General features: G+C 59.3%; 12 protein-coding genes. 5 read left to right on the forward strand and 7 right to left on the reverse strand.

Annotated elements, in window-relative coordinates; all coding sequences use genetic code 11:
- Window positions 1-18: 18 nt before the first annotated feature.
- Window positions 19-1,410 (reverse strand): aminotransferase-like domain-containing protein, encoded by a 1,392-nt coding sequence (locus tag PGH32_RS22125; RefSeq protein ID WP_337895161.1) that lies wholly within the window; start codon window positions 1,408-1,410, stop codon window positions 19-21.
- A gap of 148 nt (window positions 1,411-1,558) precedes the next feature.
- Between PGH32_RS22125 and PGH32_RS22130 the strand changes: the two genes are divergently transcribed.
- A complete protein-coding gene (locus tag PGH32_RS22130; RefSeq protein ID WP_337895162.1) occupies window positions 1,559-2,419 on the forward strand; it encodes a DMT family transporter in 861 nt (286 codons plus the stop codon).
- Here PGH32_RS22130 and PGH32_RS22135 read toward each other — a convergent pair.
- Together PGH32_RS22135 and PGH32_RS22140 are read right to left on the reverse strand one after the other, a co-directional pair.
- Entirely contained in the window at window positions 2,416-3,624 is a 1,209-nt protein-coding gene (locus tag PGH32_RS22135) for an MFS transporter (RefSeq protein WP_337895163.1), read from the reverse strand. The genes PGH32_RS22130 and PGH32_RS22135 overlap by 4 nt on opposite strands.
- A gap of 48 nt (window positions 3,625-3,672) precedes the next feature.
- Window positions 3,673-4,866 (reverse strand): MFS transporter, encoded by a 1,194-nt coding sequence (locus PGH32_RS22140; protein ID WP_337895164.1) that lies wholly within the window; start codon window positions 4,864-4,866, stop codon window positions 3,673-3,675.
- A gap of 133 nt (window positions 4,867-4,999) precedes the next feature.
- Between PGH32_RS22140 and PGH32_RS22145 the strand changes: the two genes are divergently transcribed.
- Window positions 5,000-5,593: a TetR/AcrR family transcriptional regulator gene (locus PGH32_RS22145; RefSeq protein ID WP_337895165.1), complete on the forward strand. Its 594-nt coding sequence runs from the start codon at window positions 5,000-5,002 to the stop codon at window positions 5,591-5,593.
- A gap of 56 nt (window positions 5,594-5,649) precedes the next feature.
- Here the strand turns inward: PGH32_RS22145 and nadS are convergent, their stop codons facing one another.
- Together nadS and PGH32_RS22155 are read right to left on the reverse strand one after the other, a co-directional pair.
- A complete protein-coding gene (nadS, locus tag PGH32_RS22150) occupies window positions 5,650-5,934 on the reverse strand; it encodes a NadS family protein (RefSeq protein WP_337895166.1) in 285 nt (94 codons plus the stop codon).
- Window positions 5,931-6,269 (reverse strand): type II toxin-antitoxin system RelE/ParE family toxin, encoded by a 339-nt coding sequence (locus tag PGH32_RS22155; RefSeq protein ID WP_314418998.1) that lies wholly within the window; start codon window positions 6,267-6,269, stop codon window positions 5,931-5,933. Before PGH32_RS22155 ends, nadS begins: the two co-directional genes overlap by 4 nt.
- A 201-nt stretch (window positions 6,270-6,470) precedes the next feature.
- On the opposite strand from PGH32_RS22155, the gene zigA reads away from it, so the two are divergent.
- Window positions 6,471-7,691, forward strand: coding sequence for a zinc metallochaperone GTPase ZigA (gene zigA, locus PGH32_RS22160; RefSeq protein ID WP_337895167.1), 1,221 nt, complete (start codon window positions 6,471-6,473; stop codon window positions 7,689-7,691).
- A gap of 154 nt (window positions 7,692-7,845) precedes the next feature.
- Here zigA and PGH32_RS22165 read toward each other — a convergent pair whose 3' ends face one another.
- Window positions 7,846-8,253, reverse strand: a complete 408-nt coding sequence (locus PGH32_RS22165; protein ID WP_337895168.1) for an Exc2 family lipoprotein — start codon at window positions 8,251-8,253, stop codon at window positions 7,846-7,848.
- A gap of 175 nt (window positions 8,254-8,428) precedes the next feature.
- Between PGH32_RS22165 and PGH32_RS22170 the strand changes: the two genes are divergently transcribed.
- Window positions 8,429-9,160: an HPP family protein gene (locus PGH32_RS22170; protein WP_314419003.1), complete on the forward strand. Its 732-nt coding sequence runs from the start codon at window positions 8,429-8,431 to the stop codon at window positions 9,158-9,160.
- 117 nt (window positions 9,161-9,277) lie between these two features.
- On the opposite strand, the gene PGH32_RS22175 is transcribed toward PGH32_RS22170, so the two are convergent.
- Entirely contained in the window at window positions 9,278-10,411 is a 1,134-nt protein-coding gene (locus tag PGH32_RS22175) for an MFS transporter (protein ID WP_337895169.1), read from the reverse strand.
- Window positions 10,412-10,614: 203 nt separating this feature from the next.
- On the opposite strand from PGH32_RS22175, the gene PGH32_RS22180 reads away from it, so the two are divergent.
- On the forward strand, window positions 10,615-12,285 hold the full coding sequence (locus PGH32_RS22180; RefSeq protein ID WP_314419007.1) for a glycerol-3-phosphate dehydrogenase/oxidase: 1,671 nt from the start codon (window positions 10,615-10,617) through the stop codon (window positions 12,283-12,285).
- Window positions 12,286-12,287 lie beyond the last annotated feature (2 nt).

A 12,287-nucleotide genomic window follows, 5' to 3' on the forward strand; every position in this document is an offset into this window, starting at 1 on the left:
GCCCCCGCACGCGGGAGGCTATTGCCCGGGTCGACACGCAGCCATCACGTCTTTCAACACGCTGTACACGCGCTCATCCTCCAGATGGGCGACATTAAACCGTAAAAACGCCCCCGCCGTCTGCGACACGCTGAACACGTTGCCCGGTGCCATCACCACGTTCTGCTCGCGGCTGCGGCGAGCAATCTCCGTCGAGTCCAGCCCCGCCGGCAGGCGGCACCACAGATAAAATCCCCCGCGCGGCACGATCCACGGCGTCAGCCCCAGCGACGTCAGCTTTTCTGCCGCCGCTTTGCGCGCCCGCGCCAGTCGTCGGGTGACCTCATCCAGATGTTTACGATAGCTTCCCCCGGAAAGTACGCAGGCCAGCAGCTCAGTGGTCATCGGGCTGGGGCCGCCGAAGCAGGTGGCGATCTGCAAATCGATTAAGCCCTCAATCCATTCAGGCCGGCAGGCAATATAGCCGCAGCGAACCGAAGCGGAGAGCGTTTTGGAGAAGCTGCCCATGCGAATTACGCGCTCCAGGCCGTCAGGAATGGCCAGCCGCGACGACAGCTCCGGCTCGAACTCGGCGAAGATATCATCCTCAACGATAATCAGGTCGTGCTCCCGCGCGGCGCTGAGCACCCGCCATGCCGTTTGCGGGGAGAGGCTGGCCCCGGTCGGGTTGTGCAGCGCCGAGTTGGTGATATACAGGCGCGGGCGGGCGCTGCCGAGTATCTGTTCAAACGCGGCCACGTCCGGTCCGGTTGGCGTAAACGGCACGCCAACCAGCGTCACCTGATGCGCGCGCAGCAGGGCCTGGAAGTTAAAGTAGCAGGGATCGTCCACCAGCACCGTGTCACCCGGCCGCAGCAGGAAGCGGCAGATCAGGTCCAGCGCCTGAGTCCCGGATCCGGTGAGCATAATTTGCTGCATCGTTGCCGACAGCCCTTCACCGGCGAAGCGGGCCAGCAGCAGGCGACGCAGCGCGGTGGCTCCACGGATGCTGCCATAATCACTCAGCAGGCTGGCATCGGAACGTGCCAGCTGGCGCATCGCCTTACGCAGCGCCGCCACCGGCATCCAGTCAGCGGGCAGCCAGCCGCAGCCAGGTTTCAGCACATCAGGGTCGGCATCCAGCGACTGCCGTGAAACCCAGAACGGGTCCACGTCGCGCTGGTAGTCGGCGCTTTTCTCCACCAGGTTAAAAGGGGGCTGGTGTGACCCTGTCACAAAAAAGCCCGCGCCGCGCCGTGAGCGGATCATCCCGCCAGCCGCCAGCCGTTCGTAGGCTTCCACCACGGTAGAGGGTGAAACCTGCATCTGCGCCGCATACTGCCGCACCGACGGCAGCCGTTCCCCGGCCGTCAGGGCGCCCCCGATTATCCGGGTGCGAATATCTTCTATCAGCGTTTCGGTGCGCGTCATGTTGCTTCATCCCCTGCGAGCTGCGGTGACCGTATGGGCCTTTTAACCCATACAGTTTGGTAAAATTGTACTGCATTGTATCTTCGAAACGCTCCTGACGTTGCCTATTATCGTTGAAAATTGTGAGTCAAAACAGAAACGAGGCACTATGGAACGGACAACGGCAGGATGGTGGAGTGGACTGATCGGCGTGATGATTTTTAGCGGTTCGCTTCCGGCGACGCGCGTGGCGGTCAATGATTTCTCCCCCCTGTTTCTGACATCGGCGAGAGCCACCATCGCCGCGCTGCTGGGCGGGGCACTGCTGTTGTTGCTGCGCCAGCGACGACCGGCACGTTCCGATATGCTGCCGCTGCTGATAGTGGCGACGGGCGTCGTCGTCGGCTTTCCTTTACTGACCGCGCTGGCCCTGCGTCATATCAGCGCCGGTCATTCGGTGGTGTTTATCGGCCTCCTGCCGCTCTCCACGGCGCTGTTCGGCGTGCTGCGCGGCGGCGAACGTCCACGTAAGGCTTTCTGGCTGTTTTCACTGCTCGGTGCCGCCATCGTGGCCGGCTTTGCCATCGCCAGTGGGCAGGGCGGATCGCTGAGCGGAGACCTGCTCATGATTGCTTCGGTCATCGTCTGCGGCCTGGGCTATGCGGAAGGCGCGGGGTTATCGCGTCGCCTCGGCGGCTGGCAGGTGATCAGCTGGGCGCTGCTGCTCTCCCTGCCGCTGATGGCGGTTATCGGCCTGTTCAGCCTGCCGCAAAGCTGGAGCGCCATCAGCCAGCCCGGCTGGCTAAGCCTGGGCTACGTTTCCCTGTTCAGCATGCTGATTGGCTTTCTGTTCTGGTATCGCGGCCTGGCGCTGGGCGGCATCGCCGGCGTCAGTCAGCTCCAGCTTTTGCAGCCGTTTTTTGGCCTGCTGCTGGCCGCCGTGCTGCTGCATGAATCCATCGCCTGGAGCATGATCGCCTGCGCCACGGCGGTGATCCTCTGCGTGTTTGGGGCAAAGCGGTACAGCTAGGACGGCAGAGCGACGGACGTGTTTTTCCGCTCGCTAAACACCAGGTAAAGTGACAGCAGCGCCGCCGCCACCAGAACCGCTGCTGTCACCCAGAGGTTGGGCACCAGCCCATACCGGTCAACTATCTCCCCACCGAGCCAGGAACCGGCAGCAATACCGATGTTAAACACCCCAACATACAGCGACGTGGCGATTTCGATTGCTCGCGGTGCGGCTTTCATCATCCAGCTCATTAAACCTACCGAAACGCCACCGTAGGCCAGGCCCCAGAGCATCAGCGCGGCTCCACTGCCGGTGCGGAAGTGCCCGATGCTTAAAAAGAGCAGCGGGGTCAACAGTAAGCCCAGCGCAATCGCCAACAGAGTCAACGCCGGCCCCCGGGTGGTGAGAATCCCGGTCAGGAAGTTTCCCACCACGCCGGTGATGCCGTAAATAAGCAGCAGAATACCGATCCACTCCACCTCAAACCGCGCCACGTTCAGCAGCAGCGGGCGTACAAAGGTAAAAGCCATAAAATGCCCGGCCACCAACAGCAGAGTCAGTACCAGACCGGCCCGAACCCGAGGGTTTTGCAGCAGTTCCACGAACGGGCGGGACGAAACGGAATGCGTTACGGGCAGCGCCGGAATAAAGACCCAGTGCAGGGCCAGCACCAAAACGCTGAACAGCGCCATGCCGCCAAATGCCCAACGCCATCCGGCATAATCCCCGATGAATGCGCCAAGCGGAACGCCGAGTACGGAGGCGGCCGCCACGCCGCCGAACACTATGGCCGTTGCCAGGCCGACGGACCGGGCGGGAACAAGGCGCGCAGATAATCCCCCGGCAATCGCCCAGATCCCCCCCATACAAAATCCCACCAGGATGCGTGCAGCCAGCAGCGAAATGATGCCGGAAGCCAGCGCTGATGCGAGATTGGCAACCACCAGCAGCAGCAACAGCCAGCGTAAAATAATACGCCGGTCTGTTCCGCCGGAGGCAATAACCACAAACGGCGCAAACAGGGCGGCAAGAAGAGCGGGGAGGGAAATAGCCATTCCGGCTTTTCCGTTGGAGGTGTGTAAGGATTCGGCGATGGTCGTCAGCAGCCCCACGGGCAGCATTTCTGTTGTGACCACCGCAAACGTTGCCAGTCCAACGCAGATCACCGCCATCCATAAACAGTTTTCCGGGGCAACAGCAGGGGGATTGAGTTCAGCGCGCATCTTTTTCCTCATTGGTATCAGTCAATTGTGTCGTTAACCCGATCGTATTTATTCACCCGTGACAACCGGCACCGGGCGTCGAAAGCCATAAAAAACGACGGCGAGAATCACCCCCGCAGCACTTACCGCCACGCTAAATCCCTGTGAAGGCGTGCCATGATTGAGCACCTGTCCCGCCACTGCCGCGCCCAGCGCGACACCGATATTCAACCCCGCAAGCAGCCAGGCCATTCCTTCCGTCACCCGGTTTTCGGGCACGGCGCGCTCGGCCAGCGACATCGCTACGATCATCGTTGGGGCGAAAAACAGACCGGAGAGCAGAACGGCAGCGGTCAGGGACAGGATGCTCCCTGCCATCAACAGCGGCAGGGTGGACAAAGCGATCCCCAGTCCGCCGAATACCAGCTGGTGATGCAGTGCAGCACGCAGATGTAACGCGCCAAACAGCAACCCGGCAAGGCACGATCCCAGCGCATAGGCAGAAAGTACCAGGCTCGCCAGCGCGGGATGCCCCTGCCCGGTGGCAAAAGCCACGCTGACGATATCGATGGTGCCCACAATAACGCCCATCGCCATCATTAAGACCACCAGTAAACGCACCGCCGGGAGGCGAATAAGGGAGCGGTTGCTGTAGGTCACATCACACGAGATCCGGGGTGGTTCGGTTCCTCGCTGCGCCAGCAGGGCGATTACGCCGGCTGTCAGCAGCAGCATGGCGAGAAGCAAAGCGGCTTCAGGCTGCACCATGACTCCCAGCGCCACCGCCAGCGGCGGCCCGGCGATAAAAGAGACTTCATCCAGCACCGTTTCCAGTGAGTAAGCCGTTTGCAGTCGGGGCTGTCCCCGGTAGATCGCCGTCCATCGCGCGCGCACCATCGCCGATACCGAGGGCATAAATCCGGTGAGTAGTGCACCGGTAAACATCATCCATGCGCTGTCCCACCACAGGCTGTTCAATGAAAGCATTATCAGGCCGATCGTGCTGATGACCGTAGCGGCAGGCAGTACCCGTCGCTGCCCGTGACGATCCACCAGCCGGGAAATCTGCGGCGACACCAGCGCATAGGTCATCACGAAGGTGGCGGAAACGGCGCCGGCAAAGGCATAACTGCCGCCGGACTGCGAAAGCATAATGATGATGCCGATACCCGTCATCGGCAGCGGAAGCCTGGCCAGTATTCCGGCGAGGGTAAAAGCCCGCGTGCCCGGTGCAGCAAATAACTCTCGATAAGTCGCGATCATTTCCTTCTCCATAACGCATCCGCTTGCCACGGAAAACGGCTGCAGACATAATACATACGTGGCGTATGAAAAAGCATATATTCATACGCCACGTATGTAAACACTCAAAGCTCGTTAGCAGAAGGAGAGGATTATGGTGCGACGTACCCGCGCAGAGATGGAAGAAACCCGCGCCGCGTTGATAGCAACGGCACGTAAGGTTTTTAGCAAGGTCGGCTATGCCGATACGGTGATGGACGACCTGACCGGGCAGGCGGGGCTGACCCGGGGGGCGCTTTATCATCATTTCGGCGACAAAAAAGGACTGCTGGCGGCGGTGGTGGAACAGATTGATGCAGAAATGGATGCGCGACTGGAGGTAATTTCCAGTACGGCTGAAGACGGCTGGCAGGGTTTTACCCATCGCTGCAATGCCTATCTGACCATGGCGCTGGAGCCTGAATATCAGCGCATCGTCCTGCGTGATGCCCGTTCCGTGCTGGGTGGGCCGTCGCAGGAATCTCAGCGACACTGCGTTGATGCTATGCAGCGGCTGATTGGCCAACTGATTGCTCAGGGCGTGATAGCCGAAGTGAATCCGCAGGCGCTGGCCTCGCTGATTTACGGCAGTCTGGCCGAAGCCGCATTCTGGATTGCCGAAGGAGAAGAGAGTGACGCCCGCCTGGCGCAGAGTTCCGAAGCGCTGACGCTGCTGCTGCAGGGTTTACTCGCTAAACGTGCCCGCTAACGCGGGCTGTAACAACGATAAAGAATGACAGATGTGAGGCAGTAGAACACGCCCGACTAATGTGCAGCCAGCTCATGAAAAAAGGCGGGATTCGCCTGAATGGCAGCTAAAACCTTTGCTGCCAGCCCGGTTGGGTTACGTCTTTTAGACTCCCAACTTTTAATGGTCTCAACGCTAGTCCCTAATACCTTCGCCATTTCGGCCTGAGTAACGTTGAGCTGCGCTCTGATTGCACGAACATCTGCAATATCGTATCGGGTAACGGCAGATGGCGCTTTGTTGCCTTTTTTTATTTCCACGGCCTCTTCCAGAGAGCTTTTCAGTTCTTCATAAAAATTCATTTCTTTACCTCATCTTTCAGTATTCTGGTCAGCTTTTTTAACTCGGCTTTTTCAGCATCACTCAAGCTGTCTTTAACATTTTTAGGGTAAGCCATGACCAGATAAATGACGTCGACCGTGGCAATAAAATAGATAATTCGTACAGAACCACTTTTTCCCTGACCGGCTGTTGCCATCCTTATTTTTCTCAGCCCGCCGGTTTTTTGAATCAAATCGCCTTTATTAGGTGATCCTATAAGCTCTTTCTGTAACTCCTTGAGTTCATCATCAGTGGCTATCTGTTTTATTTGCCGGGTAAATAGAGAAGTTTCAATAAACTCGATTCCGCAACTCATTGTATGACTCTCCCTGTCTCGAACATATTATACACGTAGCGTACAATGTACACCACGCAGTCCCGACACATCCCTGCACCCGGCATTTTTCGATAAACAGATGACAACCTCAATTGTTATGTTATAACATTACAATTACCCCGTAAGGGATACGGCTTAACGCCCGTTCATCTTTGCGTTAACGCACCTGAGGATGTCACTATGTCACAACAACGCATCAACAACGACCGCGATGGTCGCCTGCCGGTTACCGTGCTTTCCGGCTTTCTGGGCGCGGGGAAAACCACGCTGCTCAACCATATTCTGAACAACCGCGAGGGCCGACGCGTCGCGGTTATCGTCAACGATATGTCCGAAATTAACATCGACGCCGCGCTGGTCCGCAACGGCGGGGCCGATTTGTCCCGCACCGATGAAAAACTGGTCGAAATGAGCAACGGCTGCATCTGCTGCACCCTGCGTGAAGACCTGCTGCTGGAGGTCAATCGCCTGGCGCGGGAAAACCGCTTCGATCAGCTGGTAATAGAATCCACCGGCATCTCCGAACCCCTGCCGGTGGCGGAAACCTTCACCTTTGAGGACGACAGCGGTGAAAGCCTGTCGGCGGTAGCCCGGCTGGATACCATGGTAACGGTGGTGGATGGCTTTAACTTCCTGCGCGACTATCAGTCGCGCGACAGCATTGCCTCCCGCGGCGAGTCGCTGGGCGAGTCCGACGAGCGTTCGGTAGTGGACCTGTTAATTGAGCAGATCGAATTTTGTGACGTGCTGATCGTCAATAAAACCGATTTGATAAGCGACAGGCAGCGCGAAGAGCTGACCGCCATCCTGCGCAGTCTGAATCCCCGTGCACGAATTGAAATGGCCCGTTTCGGCCAGGTGGCGCTGGATAAGGTTCTGAATACCGGCCTGTTTGACTTCGCCGAGGCGGCGCAGGCGCCCGGCTGGATGCAGGAGCTGCGCGGCACCCACGTGCCGGAAACGGAAGAGTACGGCATCAGCAATTTTGTCTGGCGCGCGCGCAGGCCGTTCCATCCGGAACGCTTCTGGGAATTTTTCAGCGGGGAACTGCCGGGCGTGGTGCGATCAAAAGGTTATTTCTGGTTAGCCAGCCGGCCAGAATTCGCCGGGAGCTGGTCGCAGGCGGGCGGCGTATCACGCCAGGAGATGGCCGGACGCTGGTGGGTCGGCGTGCCGCGCGATCGCTGGCCGCAGGACGAGGAATCCCTGCGCTGGATTATGCAGCACTGGCAGGATGGCGTAGGCGATGCGCGCCAGGAACTGGTGTTTATCGGCATGCAGATGGATGAGGGGGCGCTGCGCCGCCGGCTGAATGCGGCGCTGCTGACCGACAGCGAACTGGCCGCCGGGCCGCGCAGCTGGGTGAATCTGCCCGATCCGCTGCCGCACTGGTTTAACTGACCTTAAATTTCAGGGTAATGAGCCGCTGGCAACATACGGTTCGTCGGGGCCAGGTGAATCGGTGGATCAGGCCCCGGCGTTTCATTAACTATGATGCGAGCCGAAGAATCGGTCCGGTTCACCGTTCACATGACGTAAATCGCAGTGGTTTCGATCAGCGCCCGTCAAAACCGTCCAGATAGGCGCCCATCGCCTCGTTGATAAACAGCGCCCGCTGCTTGTCGCTCAGCGAGCTGGCATAGCTGCTGTTAATAAAGGTATGCTGGCTTTCCATCTTTTCTGAGGCTTTTTCTTTTCTAAAGTTATCCACTTTCTGCAACGCCACTTCGCGCGACATTCCCGCCTGACGGTCTTTTATACCGTCGTCATGATACGCTTTGAAAACGGGCTTCATCAGCTGGATGGTGTCGGAAATCTGAGTGGAAAAATTAGGATCGAAATCGTTTTTGGATTTAAAGACATAACTTTTGGTATGTGCGGTGACGCTATCCGTGGACTGGCTGCAGGCGGCCAACGATCCCACCAGTGCCAGCATAACTCCCTTCAGTACGTAACGACGCATTACAGCTCCTTGAAAATAACACAGCGATTTTATAAAGATAAAAAATACCGTAGCCGAAAAACGGTCGGTTGAATATGAAAAACCCTACTTTTTTGCAGGTTGTCTGCGGGGCGAAATCGGAGGAGAATCGCCCGCTCATAATATAAGAATTTTCTATGGATTAGTCACCTGCGCTATGAATCAGTCCCCTCCAGATAGCCTTATCGCTAAGGCCCGGATTTTCTTCGGCCGCCTGAAACCCCATCCGCTGGCGGTTGCCAGAAAGCAGATGGTCCTTGCCAGTCTTGGTGCCGGCATCGGGCTGGCGATCACCAGCCTGTTCAGCCACTGGGTGCTGGGTGAGGTTAATTTATGGTTCGTCGCCCCGGTGGGCGCATCGGCCGTTTTATTATTTGGCGTGCCCAACAGCCCGCTGGCCCAGCCCTGGTCGATCGTGGGCGGTAATTTTATCTCCGCGCTGACCGGCGTCACCGTGGGGATCTGGATCGATAATCCGGCCATTGCCTGCGGGGTGGCGGCCTGCCTGGCGATTGCGCTGATGTTTAAACTGCGCTGCCTGCATCCACCCGGCGGGGCCGTGGCGCTGACCGCCGTGCTCGGCGGGCCGGGCATCCACAATACGGGCTATGAGTTTGCGTTTACCCCGGTCCTGCTGAATTCGGTGTCGCTGGCGCTGCTGGCAATCGTATTTAACAACCTGGCCGGGCGTCGCTATCCGCATCCGCTGGGCGCAGCGGAACCCGTGCCGCCGCCGGTTGCCATCACCGTCTCGATCACCCGTGACGATCTGCATGAGGCACTGCTGGCAGGCCAGCTGCTGGATATTGATGAAGGCGATTTGCAGGAGGTGCTGCTGCACGCCGAGAAGATTGCCGAACGTCGCCAGCTAAGCCGCTCCGCTGCCTGACGGGCAGCAATCCCCGCCTGCCTGCGGGGATTGCTGGTCTGGTCATCTGTCCGTCACGTTACTGCCAGGCCGGTATCTCACTACTCAGCCCTTTCGATAAACGGCCATCACAAAATCTTATTTCCCGGTGGCGGGTATTGCCGGTGCCGCCCGGCTTTTCAGAATACGCAGCCCGCACAGTGCGATAAACGCGCTGTAGCCTGCCAGCAGCCAGAACGGCGTCAGCGGCGGCAGATTCGCCATCACCTGCCCGACAATCAGCGGCCCCACCACGCCACCGGCCAGCGCGGCCGTCACGATAATCGAGCCGGTGCGCGGGTCGTTGCCCATTCGCGCCGAACCAAACACAAAGAAGTTCGGGAATATGCTGCCGATAAAGAAGCCCGCCAGGGGATAGGTCAGCGTCGGGGCGATCCCGCTCCCGGCGCAGGCCAGCAGCACGGCACCACCGATGAAGCCGCCGATCAGCATCGGCGCGGCCGGCAGGCGATGGCCGACAAAACTCAGCGCAATACGCCCGCTGAGGAAGAAAACAAAGAACAGCGAGAGCGCGCTGGCCGCCGCTGTGTCGCTGAAATTCCCCGCCACCAGGATCACCGGACCCAGCCCGATCAGACAGGCTTCAATTGCCGTCCCCGAGGCGCCCACCAGCAGCGTCGGCACCGAGAGCGTGAAGCCGCTGTTGCCCTGAGCCGTTTCTTCTGCAACGTACGTTTTTGGAAAACGGAACGACAGCAGCAGCGGCAGGATCAGCCCGACAGCCAGAATGCCGAAGCACAGCTGCGGATTGCGCGCCAGCGCCACAAACACCAGCGGGGCGACAATGGCACCGCCGCCGAACAGCGCATTGACCAGGCTGACCATCGACGGTCCCCTGTTGCCGAAGGCAGCAAGCAGGCGGGTATTCACCAGCGCCAGGCTGGCACCGTACCCCGCACCAAACGCCAGCGATCCCAGCAGCGTCAGCGGCCAGCCGGGATGGAACGCCATCAGCGCTGCGCCCACCACCAGCAGGGTAAAGGCCAGCGCCGTCCAGTCACGCTTACCGGCAAAAAACAGCGCGATAACCCCAATCAGCGCCCCGACCCACTGGGCGGTCACCACCATGCTGGCCGAAGCAATTGTCAGATCGAACATCTGGCGAAACTCCGGCAGCACCGGCCCCATCAGCGACTGCCCGGCCCCCATCAGCACAAAGGCAATAATGCTGCCGGTCAGCAACAGCCCGTTATTTTTTACTCTTTCCATCATTTCACTCCAAAGTTATGCAGGTTTTCATTGTTTTTCAGTAGGTAAGAAGAAAAAAAACCTGCAGCAGTCGGATGGTGAAATCCCGCAGGCAGGTGTTTTTTCTTCACATTACTGTTACATTGATATTGACATTAGTCTATCAATATTGACATATGTAATGCGAAGACCGTGTTTAATAATCGAAGTTTCGTGAGGCAGATCGCATGTTGAGTTCGGAAAGTAGGATCCCATCGCACACTGGCCGTCAGGAGGCCTGGGAGAAGCTAAAAGCGAACCCGGTACCGGATGTGCTGGTGATTGGCGGAGGTGTAAATGGAGTGGGGCTGTTGCGGGATCTCTCCCTCAACGGGGTTTCGGCAACGCTGATCGACAGCGGTGATTTCTGCGCCGGGGCCAGCAGTGCGTCAAGCCGCATGGCCCACGGCGGGCTGCGCTATCTGGAGAACCGCGAGTTCGACCTGGTGCGTGAGTCGGCGCGGGAGCGCAATATGCTGCTGCATGATGCGGCGCATCTGGTCAAACCGCTGGAGGTGGTGGTGCCAGTGCGCCACTGGGTGAAAGGCCTGCCCAGTACGGCGCTGCGCTTTTTCGGCTTCTCCCGCAGCCCGGGACCGCTCAGCTTCATCGCCCTGAAAAGCGGCCTGCTGGCCTACGAACGTTTTGGCGCGATCCGTCGCGCGCTGCCGCATCATAAAGTCGTCATCGGCAGTAAAAACTTCCCGCCCGGCCTGCCCAAAGCCGTACGTTCGGTGATCAGCTATTACGACGGGCAGATCACCGGCCCCGAGGCGCTGGTGTTTGAAATGCTGGAGGCCGCCAGCCGCATCGATGGCGTCACCGCCGTGAACCACCTCCGCTGGCACTACGCACAGGAGGGACAGTTTGTTGTCACCGACCCGCTGAGCGGCGAGACGGCAGAACTGCGTCCCAGAGTGATTATCAATGCCGCCGGTTCGGCCATTGACCGGGTCAATTCGCAGCTGGGCATCGACGCAACCCGCGTCAGGGGCGTGAAGGGTGCGCATCTGGTGCTGCGCCATCCTCAGCTTCACGGCCGCATGGCCGGGCGATCGTTCTATTTTGACGACGGGCGCGGACGGATGGTGGTCTGTATGCCGGTGCAGGACGTGACGCTGATTGGCACCACCGAGGTGGAAACCGACGATCCGCAGGATCGCCGCGTGGTGGATGATGAAATTCACTATCTGCTGTCGTCGCTGAATCACCTGTTTGACGACATTACCCTGACCCGGGAACACATTGTCGCGGTCACCAGCGGCATCCGTCCGCTGCAGGCGGGAAACGGCAGCGCGACGCAGGCCGCCCGCGATCACGCCCTGTTCGAGGACCGCGCGGGCAGCACGCCGGTGATCTCGCTGGTCGGCGGGAAGTGGACCACCTTCCGCTCGTTTGCCGAAATGGCCGCCGACAGCGTGCTCGGCCTGCTGGGGCGGCAGCGAACGGCCAGCACCGCCGATCGCGCCTATCCGGGTGCGGGTACGCTGGATGTGGTGCAGCTGGCGCAGGACAGCGGGCTGTCCACGCAGAGAGTGAAAGAACTTTATACCCGCTATGGCACCGTGGCCCGTCAGGTCGCAGCCTTCTGCGGCCAGGAAGAGGACACGCCGGTTGCCGATGCACCGGGCTACTCGCGCCGTGAAATTATCTGGCTGACCCGCAACCGTATGACCCTTAATCTGGAGGATATGATCCTGCGCCGGACCAACATCGTGATGACCGGCCGACTTTCAACCTGCACGCTCGACAACATCGCTGACATTATGGCCGACACGCTGGGCTACGATGACTTATGGGCACAAACGCAGTCACAGGGCTGCGCCGCCGATCCCCGCATTCTCTGGAATGGAAAATAATA

Origin of the sequence: Erwinia sp. SLM-02 (genome assembly GCF_037450285.1) — a bacterium.
Classification (GTDB): domain Bacteria; phylum Pseudomonadota; class Gammaproteobacteria; order Enterobacterales; family Enterobacteriaceae; genus Erwinia.

Coding starts and splice junctions, on each gene's coding strand:
- PGH32_RS22125 (WP_337895161.1), bottom strand. CDS start 1,410: ATGACGCGCACCGAAACGCTGATAGAAGATATTCGCACCCGGATAATC.
- PGH32_RS22130 (WP_337895162.1), top strand. CDS start 1,559: ATGGAACGGACAACGGCAGGATGGTGGAGTGGACTGATCGGCGTGATG.
- PGH32_RS22135 (WP_337895163.1), bottom strand. CDS start 3,624: ATGCGCGCTGAACTCAATCCCCCTGCTGTTGCCCCGGAAAACTGTTTA.
- PGH32_RS22140 (WP_337895164.1), bottom strand. CDS start 4,866: ATGATCGCGACTTATCGAGAGTTATTTGCTGCACCGGGCACGCGGGCT.
- PGH32_RS22145 (WP_337895165.1), top strand. CDS start 5,000: ATGGTGCGACGTACCCGCGCAGAGATGGAAGAAACCCGCGCCGCGTTG.
- nadS (WP_337895166.1), bottom strand. CDS start 5,934: ATGAATTTTTATGAAGAACTGAAAAGCTCTCTGGAAGAGGCCGTGGAA.
- PGH32_RS22155 (WP_314418998.1), bottom strand. CDS start 6,269: ATGAGTTGCGGAATCGAGTTTATTGAAACTTCTCTATTTACCCGGCAA.
- zigA (WP_337895167.1), top strand. CDS start 6,471: ATGTCACAACAACGCATCAACAACGACCGCGATGGTCGCCTGCCGGTT.
- PGH32_RS22165 (WP_337895168.1), bottom strand. CDS start 8,253: ATGCGTCGTTACGTACTGAAGGGAGTTATGCTGGCACTGGTGGGATCG.
- PGH32_RS22170 (WP_314419003.1), top strand. CDS start 8,429: ATGAATCAGTCCCCTCCAGATAGCCTTATCGCTAAGGCCCGGATTTTC.
- PGH32_RS22175 (WP_337895169.1), bottom strand. CDS start 10,411: ATGATGGAAAGAGTAAAAAATAACGGGCTGTTGCTGACCGGCAGCATT.
- PGH32_RS22180 (WP_314419007.1), top strand. CDS start 10,615: ATGTTGAGTTCGGAAAGTAGGATCCCATCGCACACTGGCCGTCAGGAG.